The 17,105-nt window shown below is 52.6% G+C and carries 15 protein-coding genes; 5 read left to right on the top strand and 10 right to left on the bottom strand.

The genetic code is table 11. The features are described 5' to 3' along the window. Window positions 1–287 precede the first annotated feature (287 nt). From relA to eno, 4 genes are all read left to right on the top strand, one after another. Entirely contained in the window at window positions 288–2,501 is a 2,214-nt protein-coding gene (gene relA, locus AB5Y92_RS06925) for a GTP diphosphokinase (RefSeq protein ID WP_005335588.1), read from the top strand. A gap of 73 nt (window positions 2,502–2,574) precedes the next feature. Beyond that, window positions 2,575–3,372 (top strand): nucleoside triphosphate pyrophosphohydrolase, encoded by a 798-nt coding sequence (gene mazG, locus AB5Y92_RS06920; RefSeq protein ID WP_202005806.1) that lies wholly within the window; start codon window positions 2,575–2,577, stop codon window positions 3,370–3,372. 141 nt (window positions 3,373–3,513) lie between these two features. After that, on the top strand, window positions 3,514–5,151 hold the full coding sequence (gene pyrG, locus AB5Y92_RS06915; RefSeq protein WP_033113091.1) for a glutamine hydrolyzing CTP synthase: 1,638 nt from the start codon (window positions 3,514–3,516) through the stop codon (window positions 5,149–5,151). An 89-nt stretch (window positions 5,152–5,240) separates the two neighbouring features. Next, a complete protein-coding gene (gene eno, locus AB5Y92_RS06910; protein ID WP_005335583.1) occupies window positions 5,241–6,542 on the top strand; it encodes a phosphopyruvate hydratase in 1,302 nt (433 codons plus the stop codon). Window positions 6,543–6,665: 123 nt separating this feature from the next. Here the strand turns inward: eno and AB5Y92_RS06905 are convergent, their stop codons facing one another. The 3 genes from AB5Y92_RS06905 to AB5Y92_RS06895 form a co-directional block, all read right to left on the bottom strand. Then, complete coding sequence (locus tag AB5Y92_RS06905; protein WP_368226134.1) at window positions 6,666–7,151, bottom strand: GNAT family N-acetyltransferase; 486 nt, start codon at window positions 7,149–7,151, stop codon at window positions 6,666–6,668. A 128-nt stretch (window positions 7,152–7,279) separates the two neighbouring features. Next, the gene (locus AB5Y92_RS06900; protein WP_236348508.1) at window positions 7,280–8,833 is read right to left on the bottom strand and encodes a hypothetical protein; all 1,554 of its coding nucleotides are present in this window, start codon (window positions 8,831–8,833) and stop codon (window positions 7,280–7,282) included. A 138-nt stretch (window positions 8,834–8,971) separates the two neighbouring features. Then, on the bottom strand, window positions 8,972–9,400 hold the full coding sequence (locus AB5Y92_RS06895) for a VOC family protein (RefSeq protein ID WP_368226131.1): 429 nt from the start codon (window positions 9,398–9,400) through the stop codon (window positions 8,972–8,974). A gap of 455 nt (window positions 9,401–9,855) precedes the next feature. Between AB5Y92_RS06895 and AB5Y92_RS06890 the strand changes: the two genes are divergently transcribed. After that, window positions 9,856–11,031, top strand: a complete 1,176-nt coding sequence (locus AB5Y92_RS06890; RefSeq protein ID WP_368226130.1) for an aspartyl protease family protein — start codon at window positions 9,856–9,858, stop codon at window positions 11,029–11,031. A 38-nt stretch (window positions 11,032–11,069) separates the two neighbouring features. On the opposite strand, the gene AB5Y92_RS06885 is transcribed toward AB5Y92_RS06890, so the two are convergent. The 7 genes from AB5Y92_RS06885 to AB5Y92_RS06855 form a co-directional block, all read right to left on the bottom strand. Further along, the gene (locus AB5Y92_RS06885; protein WP_368226127.1) at window positions 11,070–11,666 is read right to left on the bottom strand and encodes an MliC family protein; all 597 of its coding nucleotides are present in this window, start codon (window positions 11,664–11,666) and stop codon (window positions 11,070–11,072) included. A 186-nt stretch (window positions 11,667–11,852) separates the two neighbouring features. Further along, window positions 11,853–12,218, bottom strand: a complete 366-nt coding sequence (locus AB5Y92_RS06880; protein WP_042084552.1) for a DUF2061 domain-containing protein — start codon at window positions 12,216–12,218, stop codon at window positions 11,853–11,855. 519 nt (window positions 12,219–12,737) lie between these two features. After that, window positions 12,738–13,229, bottom strand: a complete 492-nt coding sequence (locus AB5Y92_RS06875; RefSeq protein ID WP_157186963.1) for a hypothetical protein — start codon at window positions 13,227–13,229, stop codon at window positions 12,738–12,740. A 272-nt stretch (window positions 13,230–13,501) separates the two neighbouring features. Then, window positions 13,502–14,293: an HNH endonuclease gene (locus AB5Y92_RS06870; RefSeq protein ID WP_368226126.1), complete on the bottom strand. Its 792-nt coding sequence runs from the start codon at window positions 14,291–14,293 to the stop codon at window positions 13,502–13,504. A gap of 145 nt (window positions 14,294–14,438) precedes the next feature. Further along, window positions 14,439–14,972, bottom strand: a complete 534-nt coding sequence (locus AB5Y92_RS06865; protein ID WP_368226124.1) for a transcriptional regulator — start codon at window positions 14,970–14,972, stop codon at window positions 14,439–14,441. Between the two features lie 749 nt (window positions 14,973–15,721). Continuing rightward, entirely contained in the window at window positions 15,722–16,576 is an 855-nt protein-coding gene (locus AB5Y92_RS06860; RefSeq protein ID WP_368226122.1) for a 23S rRNA (adenine(2030)-N(6))-methyltransferase RlmJ, read from the bottom strand. After that, window positions 16,570–17,031: a DUF2390 domain-containing protein gene (locus AB5Y92_RS06855; protein WP_368226119.1), complete on the bottom strand. Its 462-nt coding sequence runs from the start codon at window positions 17,029–17,031 to the stop codon at window positions 16,570–16,572. Before AB5Y92_RS06855 ends, AB5Y92_RS06860 begins: the two co-directional genes overlap by 7 nt. Between the last annotated feature and the right edge of the window lie 74 nt (window positions 17,032–17,105).

Genomic DNA, 17,105 nt, shown 5'->3' with positions numbered 1-17,105 from the left:
GGATATGTAATCTGGCATGTCTGCGGCTGTTTGAGCTGGTGTGTATATGAAGTAATCCTGCTCATCGGTACGGCGATGCGGATATGTAATCTGGCGTGTCTGCGTCTGTTTGAGCTGATGTGATTGGGGTAATCTAGACCCTCGTCGTTCGGCAGGGCCTGTTGGTGCGCTCTATTGTCTTTCTGGACAATATGCCTTGAAAAGTGCGCTGGATATCCCCATTTGAGGCAATCTCATGAGGGGAGAAAGTGACAGCTTTCGGCCCGATAATTTAAAGGATTGATACCATGGTTGCGGTTCGCGATATTCATTTGAAAGACAACTTCACCCTGGAAGAGTGGGTCAGCTCGCTCTCCTTGAGTGACAGTGAAAAGGATCAGTTGCGAACCGTCTATCAGTATTGTCTGACGCTCGGTGACGAGGCGCTGACCAGCAAGCTGCTGGTGCGTGGCATCGAAATGGTGGGCATCCTGCAGATGCTCAGCATGGATATCGGCACCCTCAAGGCCGCCATCATCTACCCCTTCGTCGAAGCCGGTCTCATCAGCCAGGAGCGGATGGACGAGGACTTTGGCTCCAAGATCGCCAAGCTGGTGGAAGGGGTGCTGGAGATGGAGGCCATCCGCTCCCTGCAAACCCTCCATCGCAGCGAAACCTCGCCGGAGCAGGTCGACAACGTGCGTCGCATGTTGCTTGCCATGGTCGAGGATGTGCGCGCCGTGGTGATCAAGCTGGCGGAGCGGATCGCCTGCCTGCGGGAAGCGAAGACGGCAGATGAGGAGACCCGGGTGCTGATGGCCCAGGAGATCACCAACATCTATGCGCCGCTCGCCAACCGTCTGGGCATCGGCCAGCTCAAGTGGGAGCTGGAAGATCTCGCCTTCCGTTACCTGCACCCGGATACCTACAAACAGATCGCCAAGCAGCTCGACGAGAAGCGGCTCGACCGCGAGCGCTATATCCGCGAGTTTGTGCAATCCCTGCGTAATGGGTTGAAAGAGGCGGGAGTTGACGCCGAGGTGTACGGTCGGCCGAAACATATCTACAGCATCTGGCGCAAGATGCAGAAGAAGCACCTCGAGTTCAACGAGCTGTTCGACGTGCGCGCGGTGCGGGTAGTGACCAAGCGGTTGCAGGATTGCTATGCGGCGCTCGGTATCGTGCATACCCAGTTCCACCACATTCCTCGCGAGTTTGACGACTATGTCGCCAACCCCAAACCCAACGGCTATCAGTCGATCCACACCGTAGTGGTGGGGCCGGAGGGCAAGACGGTCGAGATCCAGATCCGTACCGACCAGATGCATCAGGATGCCGAGCTCGGCGTCGCGGCGCACTGGCGCTACAAGGAAGGGGCACAGGCTGGCGGCAAGGCCAACACCTTCGAAGACAAGATCGAGTGGCTGCGCAAGCTGCTCGCCTGGCAGGAGGATCTCTCCGAGAGCGGCTCCCTGCTCGAAGATCTGCGCAGTCAGGTGTTCGAGGACCGGGTCTATGTCTTCACCCCGAAAGGGGATGTCATCGATCTGCCGGCGGGCGCTACCCCGCTCGATTTTGCCTATCACGTCCACAGCATGATCGGTCACCGCTGCATCGGCGCCAAGATTGACGGCCGCATCGTGCCGTTCACCTATGCGCTGCAGACCGGCGATCAGGTGGAGGTGATCACCCAGAAAGAGCCGAACCCGAGCCGCGACTGGATGAACCCCAACGCCGGCTTCCTGCGCTCCAGTCGGGCGCGGGCCAAGGTGGCGACCTGGTTCAGAAAACTGGATCGGGACAAGAATATCGTGGCCGGTCGCGAGCTGTTCGAGAAGGAGCTGGATCGCCACAACCTCAGCATGTCCAAGATCGACAAGGGCAACATGCTGCGCCGCTTCAATCTGGAGAGCACCGACGATCTGCTGGCCGGTATCGGCAGCGGCGATATCCGCATCAACCAGGTGCTCAACTATCTCGACACCTGTTACAACAAGCCGACAGCGGAAGAGGAAGATCGCCGCCTGCTGGAGAAGCTGGAGCAGAAGGCCAATGCGCCGATGCGCCACAAGCCCAAGGATCACATAGTGGTGGAAGGGGTCGGCAACTTGATGACCCATATTGCCCGCTGCTGCCAGCCCATTCCAGGGGACTCCATTCAGGGCTTTATCACCATGGGGCGCGGCGTATCCATTCACCGGGAAGATTGCGAGCAGTTGAAAGAGTTGTCACGTCGCAACCCCGAGCGGCTGATCGATGCGGTGTGGGGGGAGAACTACTCCGGCGGCTACGGCCTCACCATCCGGATCATCTCCAACGATCGCTCCGGCCTGCTGCGCGATATCACTACCGTGCTGGCCAACGAGAAGATCAATGTGATGGGGGTGCGTTCGCGCTCAAACGTGCGCGAGCAGACCGCCGAGATCGATATGGAGCTGGAGATCTACAACATCAACGCCTTCAACCGGGCGTTGGCCAAGCTCAGTCAGCTCAACGACGTGATCAGCGCCAAGCGGCTTTAATAGCGAACCGACCGGCCCCAGTGGCCGGTCTGTATTTATGACCCTTTTTGAACGAATTGAAAGCGAATATCCCATGTCCCAACGTTATGACCTCTCTCAATTGCTCGACATCATGGCTCGCCTGCGCGATCCGCAAAACGGCTGCCCCTGGGATCTGAAACAGGACTTCCAGACCATAGTGCCGCACACCCTGGAAGAGGCCTACGAGGTGGCCGATGCCATCGAGACCGAGGATTGGCAGGGGCTGAAAGGGGAGTTGGGGGATCTGCTGTTTCAGGTGGTGTTTTACGCCCAGCTGGGTAAAGAGCGGGGCTTGTTCGACTTTGCCGATATCGTCGATACAGTGAGCGAGAAGCTCATTCGTCGTCACCCCCACGTTTTTTCCGATGCAGATCTCTCCAACGAGCAGGCGGTAAAAGCGAACTGGGAGGCGGAAAAAGCCAAAGAGCGGGCGGCCCTCGACAAAGAGAGCGTGCTGGACGACATCCCGCAGGCGCTGCCTGCCCTGACCCGCGCCGCCAAAATTCAGAAACGCTGCGCCACCGTCGGATTCGACTGGAAGACGTTGGGGCCTGTGGTGGACAAGATCCACGAAGAGATCGACGAGGTGATGGAAGAGGCATTGATGGCCGATGTGGACGAGGCGAGGGTGAGCGACGAGCTCGGCGATCTGCTGTTTGCCACCGTCAATCTGGTGCGTCATCTGGGCAAGGATCCGGAGCAGGTGCTGCGAGGTGCCAACGCCAAGTTCGAACGTCGTTTTCGTCAGGTTGAGCAGATAATCGCCGCAGAAGGCTTGAAAATGACCGATTGCACCCTCGAAAAGCTCGATGCCGCCTGGGATAAGGCGAAGGAAACCGAGCAAAGTTGATTTGGCGCAAGATGGGGGGGCGGTGAGCCTGATAGATTTTTGCTCATTGTTTGGGAGAGGGGTTTTTGGTATACTGTTTCCCCGTCCTGCTTCATCCCCGAAGCACCCCTTAAAATTCCCTAAACTTCTTTCAGGTTCAGCATGACGACCAAATATATTTTTGTTACTGGTGGCGTTGTTTCATCCCTCGGCAAAGGCATTGCCGCAGCTTCTCTGGCAGCCATTCTGGAAGCCCGTGGTCTGGATGTGACCATCATGAAACTGGACCCGTACATCAACGTGGATCCGGGCACCATGAGCCCGACCCAGCATGGTGAAGTGTTCGTAACCGAGGACGGGGCCGAAACCGATCTGGATTTGGGCCACTACGAGCGTTTCATCCGCACCAAGATGACCCGTCGCAACAACTTTACCACCGGCCGTATCTACGCCGACGTACTGCGTAAAGAGCGTCGTGGCGACTATCTGGGCGCCACCATTCAGGTTATCCCGCACATCACCAACGCCATCAAAGAGCGGGTGATTGCCGGTGCCGAAGGCCATCAGGTTGCCATCGTCGAAGTGGGCGGTACCGTAGGTGACATCGAGTCCCTGCCGTTCCTCGAAGCCATTCGTCAGCTGGCTGCCGAAGTGGGCCGCAACAACGCCATGTTCATGCACCTGACGCTGGTTCCTTACCTGGCTGCTGCCGGTGAAGTGAAGACCAAGCCGACCCAGCACTCCGTTAAAGAGCTGCTCTCCATCGGTATCCAGCCGGATGTGCTGATCTGCCGCTCCGACCGTGCCATTCCGGCCAACGAGCGCGCCAAGATTGCCCTGTTCTGCAACGTGCCCGAGCGCGCCGTCATCTCCATGAAAGACGTCGACTCCATCTACAAGATCCCGGCACTGCTCAAGTCCCAGAATCTGGACTCCTACTTCACCGAGCGTTTCGGTCTGGAGTGCAAGGAAGCCGATCTCTCCGAGTGGGAACAGGTTATCTACGAAGAGGCCAACCCGACTGGTGAAGTGACCATCGGTATGGTCGGCAAGTACGTCTCCCTGCCGGACGCCTACAAGTCCGTCAACGAGGCGCTCAAGCACGGTGGTCTCAAGACCCGTCACTCCGTCAACATCAAGTACATCGATTCTCAGGATATCGAGACCCGTGGCTCCGAGCTGCTGGAAGGTCTGGACGCGATCCTGGTGCCGGGTGGCTTCGGTGAGCGCGGTGTGGAAGGCAAAATTCTGGCTGCCCAGTATGCCCGCGAGAACAAGATCCCCTACCTGGGTATCTGCCTCGGCATGCAGGTCGCCATGATCGAATTCGCTCGCAACGTGGCGGGAATGGAAGGGGCTCACTCCTCCGAATTCAAGAAAGATTGCGCGTATCCGGTCGTCGGCCTCATCACCGAGTGGGTTGATGAAGAGGGCAATATCGAGACCCGTACCGAGAAGTCCGATCTGGGCGGTACCATGCGTCTGGGTTCCCAGCTCTGCCACCTGGTCGAAGATTCCAAGGTGCGTCAGATGTACGGCAGCCCGACCATTTACGAGCGTCACCGCCACCGTTATGAAGTCAACAACAAGCTGCTGCCGCAGATCGAGGCAGCCGGCCTGAAAGTGACCGGTCTCTCCGCTGACAAGAAGTTGGTGGAAATCATCGAGATCCCGGATCACCCCTGGTTCGTGGCTGCGCAGTTCCACCCGGAGTTCACCTCTACTCCTCGTGATGGCCACGCTCTGTTCGCCGGTTTTGTGAAGGCGGCAGGCGAGTATCAGAAGCGTAATTTGAAGTAATTGAAAATAAATGCGGTTGGGGCACTGTGCCACAGCCGCTTTTTTTGGCATATTTTTGTTGTTTTTTTACGAAACCTGAGGAAATACACATGTCCAAGATCGTTAAAGTGATCGGTCGTGAAATCATCGACTCCCGTGGTAACCCGACCGTTGAGGCCGAAGTTCACCTGGAAGGTGGTTTTGTTGGTATGGCAGCCGCTCCGTCTGGTGCGTCCACCGGTTCCCGCGAAGCGCTGGAACTGCGTGACGGCGACAAGAGCCGTTTCCTGGGTAAAGGCGTGCTGAAAGCCATCGAAGCCGTAAACGGCCCGATCGCTCAAGCTCTGCTGGGTAAAGATGCCAAGGACCAGGCCACTGTCGACCAGATCATGATCGACCTCGACGGTACCGAGAACAAATCCAAGTTCGGCGCCAACGCCATCCTGGCTGTTTCCCTGGCTAACGCCAAAGCTGCCGCTGCTGCCAAAGGCATGCCGCTGTACGCCCACATCGCCGAGCTGAACGGCACCCCGGGTGTTTACTCCATGCCGCTGCCGATGATGAACATCATCAACGGTGGTGAGCACGCCGACAACAACGTCGACATCCAGGAGTTCATGATCCAGCCGGTTGGCGCCAAGACCCTGAAAGAAGCCGTTCGCATGGGCGCAGAAGTGTTCCACAACCTGGCCAAAGTGCTGAAGTCCAAGGGCTACAACACTGCAGTTGGTGACGAAGGTGGTTTCGCTCCGAACCTGAAATCCAACGCCGAAGCGCTGGAAGTTATCGCTGAAGCCGTTGCCGCTGCCGGTTACAAACTGGGCACCGACATCACCCTGGCTATGGACTGCGCTGCTTCCGAGTTCTACGACGCAGAGAAGAAAGAGTACAACCTGAAAGGCGAAGGTCGTGTCTTCACCTCCAACGGTTTCTCCGACTTCCTGGCTGACCTGACCACCAAGTTCCCGATCGTCTCCATCGAAGATGGCCTGGACGAATCTGACTGGGAAGGTTTCGCCTACCAGACTGCTGAACTGGGTAAGAAAATCCAGATCGTGGGTGACGACCTGTTCGTAACCAACACCAAGATCCTGAAGCGCGGTATCGACAACGGCATCGCCAACTCCATCCTGATCAAGTTCAACCAGATCGGTTCCCTGACCGAAACTCTGGCTGCCATCAAGATGGCCAAAGACGCTGGCTACACTGCCGTCATCTCCCACCGCTCCGGTGAGACCGAAGACGCGACCATCGCCGACCTGGCTGTTGGTACCGCTGCAGGCCAGATCAAGACCGGTTCCATGAGCCGTTCTGACCGTGTTGCCAAGTACAACCAGCTGATCCGTATCGAAGAAGCTCTGGGTGCCAAAGCTCCTTTCCGCGGTCTGAAAGAAGTTAAAAACCAGGCTTAATTTGCTGGTTTGCCAGCCTCGGCTGGAATGAAAAAAACCGGAACCCTTGGGTTCCGGTTTTTTTATGCCTGCTCCTTGCTGTAACGCCCTGAGAGGTGAGGGGGTTGTACCTCTGGTGTCGGGTCAGACAAAGGGGAGCGTGCGCTGATAGCGCCCTGCATGCGCCTGGAAGCCCAGTTTTTCAAACAGGGCGATAGAGCGGACGTTATCTGCATCGATATCTGCGGTGAGGCAGGTGACTCCCAGTGTGGTGGCGTGGGCGAACAGTAATCCCAGCGCCTCCGACATAAACCCTCTGCGCCAATAGGCCGCATTGAGCAGGCAGCCCACCTCGCAGCTGTGACCCGCCTCGCTGAAACTGTGCAGGCCGCAGGTGCCGATCACCTTGTTGCCCTCCCGCTCGACAATCGCCCACTCCAGCGACTCACCCGTTTGCTCCAGCCGCACCACGCTCGCCATCATCTGCGCCACCATGGCGGGAGAGGTAAAGCAGGGATCAGAGGCAAACTCCATGGTCAGCGAATTGCCATAAATCTCGAACAGATCGGCAGCATCCTGCGGGCCAATGGTGCGCAGTACAACCCGCGTACCGGTTAAGTCAGGCTTCATTTATCTCCTTGGTGGGTGTTACGCCAGCAAAGCAACAGGTGGATAAAGAGTCCGTATAAACGTCTGTCTCTAAAGGCAACTGGTGTTATCACGAAATATTTCTATCGTGAACGTCCGATTACGCTTTGTTAATTAGAACTACGGCCTTGTTGTTCTACATTTTCTTTTAATACATCTAACCAGCTTCTATCAACGACTAGCCGCTCCGATGGTGTTACTGGGATGACATTAACTTTACTTCTGTTTGCTGTACTAATTCTAAGTTTTTTCACTAGTTTAACCTTTTGGGCTTCGGCGGAGCCATCTGTGCTCAGACAAATCCAATATAGAAATTTGTGATTATCTTCAATTAATTGACGAAATAACCCATTGATATGACTATCATCTATATTAAAGCCATATCCTATAACGACGATTGCATCACAAGAGTTATATTCGTCAAATAATCCTACATAACGTCTAGACATATCAACAGATGTAAGTGGTTTTAGACCACTTTGAGTCAAGATAAAAGGGACGTGAATTTGGTCTTGAGGAACTTCAGTTTCTGATGCGCATGATATTACTGAGTTTTTATATGGGTTGTAATAATCACAAACTCCACCATTTAAATGGCGAACTGATGGAATGCTATAACCCAATTCTGATGATATCTTTTCTATTAAATTATTATAATTTGCTGTGCCAACAGCACCAATTTCTATATCCAGTTCTGTACAACGTTGCAAGTCATGATAGTATCCTTCTTCAGGAAGCTCACCTGCTTTTTCCAGTTGTGTAACAATATAGGCTCTAGTCGCTCTAAGAAATACTACCATCTTAGAGAATTTGGCCCACTCTGTTTTGGGGGAAAATAAATACCTGAAGTGACTATCTATTAGTGACTGATAGTCTAGGACAGTGGTAAATATATTCTCGATCAACTGCTGCGATAAGGCACAAAGTAAATCATTAATCGAGCCTCCCTCAAGGTCATATACTCTTTTTTTCTCTAGTAATAGCTCAAGAGCAGTTAAGCCTGCACGACTAAACTCAATTTTAAACATACCTGTAACGTCATCAAAAATAGGTATATTGTCGGGGGCGGCCTCAAAGAGTTCCTGATTTAGTTTTTGCACTAAGTCTTGTCCATGAGCACCAACTAATAGCTGAAGAAATGCACCAGCATAACGTTGTAAATCTGCTGTGTTTTCTTTATTGCTAATTACGCTTAATATTGCTGAGTAAAATTCACTTCCAAAGAGTTGTACTTCATTAGCAAGAATTGGATTGAGCCTAACAGCCGTTGAGTACAATAACTCACCATAGGCGGTTTCCATTTCTTCACCGAATTTATCAATCAATGTGCTTTTATTAATTCCAAGCTGTGACAAAGCATACTCTGCTTCGTTGTCGAAATCACTTAATCGTCTAATAATTTCTGATTTTCTGTACTCGATTGATGACTCAATCAAGCTTGTAAATTCGTTCTTTCCGAAAGCATGAATTCTTTGCGTCGCATATCTTTCTGGAAGCCAATCTGTAGCATAGTTACTGAGTTGATTTATCGTCCCTAGCTGGTTACGTAGAGACTCTTTGTGAGAGCTAACATCTTGTCTGAAAAGATCAATTGCAAACTTACCACCAGTAGGTAAGCCATAACCAACCTCGGCTCCAGCACCAAAGAAAAAACCTAATTTCATATACCCTCTGACATTGTTGTGATTTAACTAAGTTAATTTAAAAAACCTCTATTAAGAGGGTATATCTATAATTTTAAATAAGATGTGTTTACTTTGTAGTATCATAATGGTCCTAATCACAGGCATACCACCCTCTTGTTAAAACAGAATTTCCACTGACGCCACACTGCGTTTTGCCTCACCGTGATAAACCGCTTCGATATTATTGCCATCCGGATCGAGGACAAAGGCGGCGTAGTAGCCGGGGTGATAATTACGCTCGCCCGGGGCGCCGTTGTCTTTGCCGCCGTGGGCCAGTGCGGCCTGATAAAAACGATCTACCATGGCGCGGTCTTGCGCCTGAAAGGCGAGATGGTGGCGACCGGTCAGCACCCCTAGCGCGGCGGGGCTGTCGATGGCGGTAACAAACAGTTCGTCTGCCCAGAAGTAGCCCTCACCTGTGCCGCCCAGCGGAATATCGAGGGTGGTGAGAATGGCCGTATAAAAGCGCTGGCTGGCGACCAAATTTTTGACCACCAGCTGGATATGGTCGATCAAGCGACCACGATGCAGGGTTTGTGTTTCCATACACCACCTTGATTTGCATGTTGTGGGTGAGGCACCGGCTTGGCAGACAGGGGAATTGGCATGGCTACCGCCCCTGAATTTCAGCCTCCAGTCTGCTGCGTTTCACCAACGGGATGGGGTTGGCATGGCTCATGGGAGACTCCGACGAGGCAAGTGTTGCCAAATGGCAATATTAACCATGGCACTGTGGAGAGAAAGCTCAATATTGAGATTTTCTGTGCAAGATCAATAAATTAATCAAATGTCACCCACGATTGATGACGCGCCGACATAGCGTGAACAACCCTTCTTGAGCTATCACCATAGAATATTAATGGTCATATCTAGCTTGAACTAGCATAAAACTCTTTGTTATTGTCCGCATCCCCCGCTGAAATAGTTTATTTATCTATAAGTCAACAAGATAGCATTATGTGGTGGCGTCGCGGGGGCATCTGCTATCGGGAAGGAGAGTTATGAAGTCGCAGTTCAAAGTGGCGCTGGCCATGTTGGCCCTGTTCGTCGTCCAAGGCTGCACAGCCCCGGATTCATCCGCCAAGCGCAATGCCCCCGGCCCGGTGCTGACAGTGCATTACGAAAGTGCGCCCCTGATCCCCGTCACCATCGCTGGTGAGCAGTACCAGTTTTTGCTCGATACCGGGGCCAGTATCACCTTTATCGATCGTCGTCTGGCCAGCCGCTTCAAGGCGCTGACCTTAAGCGAATTGCCCAGGGCCTATCAGGCTGATTTTGCCAGTGTAAGCAGCGTTTCGAGCCAACTTGGCAGCGAGCAGCTTGGCTTTGTTGAGCCGCAGCCCTTCTCGGTGGGGTCGGTCACCATTGATGACAGCGAGCTGTGGGCAACTATTGATTTCGATCTTTTCTCCCAGTCTCTCGGCAGCCGTATCGATGGCATCCTCGGGATCGACACCATCCGCCGTTTCAACTGGGTGTTTGATCGCGACAGGCATCAGCTAACTGCTTTGCTGACGGCTCCGTCGGCAGCCACGTTCGAGCGTTGCATCGGCTATGAAGACAGCTACAACCGCTCCCCGGCAGTGTATCTGACCCACGGTGAGAGCAGCGTGCGCATGTATCTGGATACCGGGGCCGATCAGAGCTATGCCGACCATGCTTTTATCGACTTTATGGCCAGTCAGAAGGCGATCGCTGGCGAAGATGCGATGCCACGCAAAGGGGTGGACGCCAGCGGTATGGTGGAGGGGCGTGAACATATCCTCACCGGCCTGCACTTTGATGAGCGCCAGCTCGGTGAGCTGCGCGTGTCGGAAAACAGCAATGAGCAGTATGGTCTGGGGCTGGATTTTGTTAACCGCTTCAATCGCTTTGCGATCATGCCCGGGCGGATGATGCTCTGCTACGACGCCGACAGCCTGGCGCGCAAAGTGCCGCCAATCCTGCGCAATATCGGGGTGCGCTTTGATGGCAAGCATCTGCAGGTCTACTACAGCGATGAACGGGATCTTGCCCCCTATGGTCTGGCCAACGGCGACATTCTGGAGCAGATCAACGGGATGGCTTATCGTCCCCTCGAGATCGACAAGGTGCGTGAACTGCTCAGCACCAGCAAGCCGGGGTCGCTCAAGTTGCGGATTGTGCGGGAAGGAAAACCGCTGGATATCGCCATCTAGTCAAGGTGGGGCGGCAAGATGAGCCGCCCCTATGAGCGTCAGCCCTTGGTCGGATTTTCCATGCAGGTGAGGGTTGGCTGGCCGTAACGCTCCAGCGTGGCGTCGTCCCCCTTGGTGAAGAAGGTAAGGTTTTGCCCTTCATAACGGGCGCCGCTGGCGCTGGGGGCTTCATAGGCGAGCACTTGTTGCTGCTTGTCGCCCTCGCTCAGGTTGATCACCGCGGCGGGCAGCTTGGCATCGTTATAGAAGTAGGTAGAGAGCATGACGTTCTTGCCGCACTTGTAGTTGACCGGAGCCGGCACCATCAGCTGGCCGCCGCTGATCTGCAGTTCGGTGATCCGCAGCAGGTAGTTATCCTCCACACACTGGCGCAGATCCTGCCCCTTCCAGCAGTCGTTGCGACCCTTGATCCAGCCGCGCTGCATGGCGCGCTCGGTCTTGAGCTGCTCGGGAGAGAGCGCAGCAATCGCCTTGGGGTAGAGGGCCGCCAGTTCGTTATCAAGGGCGGCCAGTCCGGCATCCTTGCAGATCAGGTTTTCGACCGATCCGGAGGCTTTGGTGCAGTCAAAGGAGGGGGGTGCGGCACAGGCTAGCAGAGGGGCAAACAGCAGGGTGGCAAGCAAGGTCTTGTTCATCGATAGATTCCAGCAATGAGGAGGGCATATCTGCCTACTACAGCACACTCTACAGGGCAATGCAGCAGGGGAGCCGAGCGCACTTGCACAGCTGAATGGCTGCCAAGCGGAAAAACCCGACACTCCTGGCCGGAATGTCGGGTTTTTTGTGGCCGCGATAGAGGGGGAGGCGGCTTGCCCGGTTGATCAGGCCAGCGCCAGTTGCTGACTGCGGGCACGCCACAGCCGCTCGTGGAAGAAGAACACCACGGTATTGATGGCCGGTTCGATCATCGCCATCACGCCGCCGGTGAGCAGCTCGCCGCTCAGCAGGAAGGCAACCCCGAAGGCCACCGAGAAGTGGACCACCGCGAAGCTGCTGGTCTTGGCCTGCAGGCTGTGATTTGGCTTGAGCTTGTGCCAGCCAAGGTCATGAAAGTAGAAGGCGACCGTGTTGACTGCAGGCTCGATCAGGGCGATCAGGCTGGCGGTCAGCAGCTCACCGGTCAGCAGGTAGGCCACGGTAAAGGCGACACCGAAGTGCAGGATGGCAAAGCTGATGGTCTTTTTCATGATGGCGGCTCCCTCTGTTGATGATGAGAGTATCCGCCGAAATGAGATTAAATGAAAACTATTCTCATCTATTACCAGGATAGAGAGAACCTATCAACGGGCGAGTGGCCGGTGCTGTATCGCCTGGCGACTGGCGCACCGCAAGAGCGAGCATCCGGAGCAGAAGAGCTTGGACACCCATCTTTTGGGTTCGGGCTATGCTACGCCTTGCTCAAAAGGGTGGGTGTCCCAGATTTGTGCAGATTTGTGTTTGAAAGTCACCAGAGTGCCATAGGTGAGCCCCAAGCCATATTGTCAGAGAGACCTTGGACACCCATCCTTTGGGTTCTGGCTATGTTGCGCCTTGCTCAGAAAGGTAGGTGTTCCAGATTTGCCAGATTTGTCGCATCGATTTGAGCAACAACGCCGATTTAGTCTACAAATCCATCTGAAACAGCTATCGAGTTATTTAAAGGCATGTTTAAAATAAACTGCGTTAGAAATAAAATATGGCATGTAAGACTTTGCGGGATCAGAATTTTACTTTTCAAATAACCATAACACACAAAATGATATTGCGCCGAATATAGCAGGAATAAATAAAAATATTCTGATTAAGCGAATCAGCAATAATCTATAAACTACCCTCAACACATTCCAGACTAAAATTAAAGCAATAGATATATACGCTATTTTCATGCACCAAACTATTATTAAGTTGATATTTCTATACTCTGTGAAATCTCCCCCCCAAACTTCAAAGTAAATAAAGACATACGCACCAATGTTGTATGGTAATGTAAATATAGATTTTACGCCATGGATTAGATAGTAATAAAATGCTGCGACATAATTTAATGGCATGCTATGTACATGCCAATTTATTAAAAAATCCCAAAGTGAGGAAAGCACTGTGAAAGCAATAAGAGTTGCAGTTCCTAATATGTAAAGGAGGCCCAATCCGCTTAAATCCCTGCTCTCGTGTACCTCACCTTGGTATTCACCATCAGGTCCATATATCTTATATGACATATATTACACCCCTTTGAATCAAATTAAATGCTAAAGCTATTTCTGTTAAGTTAAGATCTGAACAAATTATATGGCGGTTAACTTGTTTAATTGCCATAAATCAAAAAATGAGATCTCATTTTATTTTGAGGGTCTCATAAAGACCCAGTTTTCATTTTTTCAACACTTGATGCAATGTCAGAAGACCTTGGACATCCATCTTTTGGGGTCGAGCTATGCTACGCCTTGCTTAAAAAGGTGGGAGTCCCAGATTTGTGCACTTTAACCGTTTATTATGCGATTTTTCCGTCTTCGATGATATCTCTTAATTCCTCTATCGATAAAGGAGGTCTTTTTGCATGTAGCATTCTATGACAATTCGTACAAACAGGGCGTAAATCCGTTGAGGGGTTAATTGTATGCTCACCTTTATATGTTGAAATAGGCTTCAAATGGTGCACTTCGATGTGTTTATCACCAAGTTTTCCATACACTTTACCAAACTCGAACTCACAAACATGACAACTATACCCAAATGTCATAATACATTTTTGGCGAGCTATTGGATTTCTATCGTACGTTGTAATAGTGACTTTCTTGGCTCTCCCTTCTTTATACTCAGGAATATCTCCCTTATGTTTACCAAACTCGATTAGAGTTCTTTTTTCTAGCATTTTACAGATGGAGTCTGCATATTCTTTCGGAATATAAACACCACCACTTTCTGGAGTCCACTTGAAGTCTGGATAGTTCTTTTCTAACTCTTTAAGAGATATAATTGGCTCATCAGACAGAGCTTTAAAGTCCAACAAAGCACGCAATGCCTTTCCTTTATCTTTAGCCTTAACAGGATCCCAATGTTCTAAGAGATCTGGTTTAGTTAATACGTAACCACATCCTATGATACCTTTAAGCTCTAAACCTAGCCGCATCATATAAAATTTCTCACCAACCTCAATTTGCTTCCTTTTACCAGAACTCCAAATTTCTTGGTAACAACCATCCGTATTAACAGAGACAATGGCTTCCTTTAGATCATACCAAGCCCACTTTTGGGGGTTCCAAGTAAATAGATACGAATTCATTCATCAACCTTATAATCGCATAACGCCTGCCTAAGGGGCTGGCAACGCATTACACTAAACTCAAACGCAACAACCATAACCACCACGGTTCATCGGGACTGGAAACGCCACGTGTTGACAGTCCCTCTTGAGGCGTTTGTTAGGCTTATGCCCAACGTATACCCATAAACTTATTAAGCGCTGTAACATGCTCTGGATACGCATATATCGAAACTTCTTCGATTCCTATAGCTTTAGCCACAGCGTATCGGTGATGACCACCTTGAAAAATAACTTCGTTATTCTCGACAGGTTTAATTATTGGTGGAGTAATGGGGTTACCCTCAGATAAATACACTATCATCTCAGCTAGTTTCGATTGGCAGCCAAGTTCCCATAACTCATCGCCATCTCGTCGACTGTAATGACACAAATGTTTATCAAACTCCAATAAGGGCATGTGACCGAGAACAAGTCCTTCAGGGAACATTTTTTCAAAATCAGCTTGCGTTAAACCGTCAAAGCAAAACTTTTGAGATTCCAATCGGTAGTCCCAGTTAAATTTTATTACTGGCCATTCTTCCGGTGGCTTATTGTATAAATATTTTGATTTGTTAAAAACTCGCTCATTTTCATCGGTTTCACGTCTATAGTGTTCAGCACTTTCATATCCCAATACTTGGGCTAATTCATCACCCATTTCGTTAATATGTTCCTCTGATAAGCCTAACAGTGATTAGATAGAAGGCGGCACTAATCCGTTAGCAGAGCATTCCATATAACTCCGTAACATTTTCACTGCCGCCAAGTAAAAAAATCATTAAATCATAATGTTACAAACTTGTTCTCGTGCTGAGCGTATTCGCTTGACTTCCTCTTTTTGCACCACCGTATACCACTGTATAAAAAGTCAGTGCTCAGGGCACTCTTGGCAAGCGCCGCCAAAGCACGCCTGCATGAACAGGTCAGAAATAAACATAAGGCCGTCACCATGTTGACTGGGTAGTCGTGGGCAACTCTCGCTTATCCATTCCATCCGGCATGGCTACCGCCCCTGAATTACAGCCTCCAGTCTGCTGCGTTTAACCAACGGGATGGGGTTGGCATGGCTCATGGGGTGACTCCTACGAGGCTTTGTTGCCAATCGGGTATATTAGCGGCGGGTAGGCGGAGGGAAAGGACCAGATGGCCGATTTCTGATCTGGATCGGCTAATTAGTCAATAACGACTGATCTGGTGTGCAAATGGGGCGGGTGCTGCCATTGGTGAGGAAAATGGTGAGGAAAACCGTTAGTGGGGAAAGAGTGGGTGGGTAAAGCGGTAGCGGGTAAAAAAAACAAGAAGCCCCTGAACGGGGCTTCTCTTTGCTGGCCATGCCGCCACTGTGAACGGTTTGGGTGAGCGACTTGCTGGCGCGTTGACCGGGCGCCAGAGCGGGCTGGTGCAGGTTTACTCTTCGACCTTGTTGAGCCACTCGACCTTGTATTGGGCACCGGCACCCTGCGCCAGCTTGGCACAGAGCGGTTTGAGGAAGGCTTCAATCTGCTCGTCCAGCATCCAGGGCGGGCTGATGATCAGCATGCCTGAGCCGTTCATTCCCCAGTCGGCAGTCTGACCGGCCACTTCCAGCTCGGCCACTAGGACGTTGCCGAAGTTCTCGCGCTTGATGGCGCGCAGCATGTCGCGGGATTTGTCCGCCTCTTGCCCGAGGATCGGATACCAGAGGGCGTAGATGCCGGTTGCCCAGCGTTTTTGCGCCTTTTTCAGGGTGTCGACCACGGCGAAGTAATCTTCTTTGAGCTCATAGGGCGGGTCGATTAGCACCAGCCCGCGGCGCGGAGTCGGCGGCAGCAGGGCGATCAGCCCCTCGAAGCCGTCACGGTGGTGCACGGCGATGCGGGGGTCATAGCCCATGTTGGCGCGCAGGTCTTCGACCTCGTTGTTGTGCAGCTCCATCAGCGCCAGCTTGTCCTGCTCTCGGGTGAGGTGACGCGACAGCTCCGGCGAGCCGGGGTAGTAGTGCAGCTCACCGTTCTGGTTCATCTCCTCGATGACGCCCAGATAGGGGGCCATGGCAGACCACTGGGCCCGCTCGTCCCACAGGCGGCCGATGCCGTCGGCATACTCGGCCTTCTTCTGGGACCAGTCGCCGCGCAGGTCGTAGAGACCGCCACCGGCATGGGTGTCCAGCACGATGAAGGGTTTCTCCTTCTTCTTGAGGGACTCGATGATCAGAGCCTGAACGGCGTGTTTCAGCACGTCGGCATGGTTGCCGGCGTGAAAGGCGTGGCGATAGCTCAGCATATTAGATCTCTGAGGGGGCCCTGCTGGGCACCCAGTAACGATAGATAGTTCAACAAATTGCGGCTGTTGCCGCGAAATAGGGAGAGGCTGCGCAGGGTCTGCAACAGGACGCCCTGTTGCAGCCGCTCCAGCTCCAGTTCGTGGGCCAGCATCGACTGATACTGCTGCTCGTCGAGTCGCGTCTTGGCGCTCTGGCGCAGGGCGCGCCACGGGGTCAGCACCGCTTCGGTCTGCACCAGCGCCGGTTGCAGGTCGGTGAGATCGACTACGATGCCGAGTTGATCGAGCCGGTGCAGCAGCAGCGCCAGATTGATGTTGCCCCCCTGCTCCTGCACGGTGAGCCAATCCTGGCTGCGCTCACCATAGACCTTGCCGCTCCAGTGCCAGAAGCCGATCGGCGTCGGCAATTCGTGGACCGCGACCCGCTCGCTGGCCATCAGCTGTTCGTCACGCAAAGAAGGCTTGCTCCATGGTTTCCAGCTCTTCGGAGAGGCTCATCCACTCCAGCTCCACCTCTTCCAGCTGCTCC

Source organism: Aeromonas sp. R1-1, assembly GCF_040908495.1.
Taxonomy (GTDB): domain Bacteria; phylum Pseudomonadota; class Gammaproteobacteria; order Enterobacterales; family Aeromonadaceae; genus Aeromonas; species Aeromonas veronii.
The sequence above is the reverse complement of the archived record's forward strand: the minus strand, read 5'-3'. Positions and strand labels throughout refer to the sequence as shown.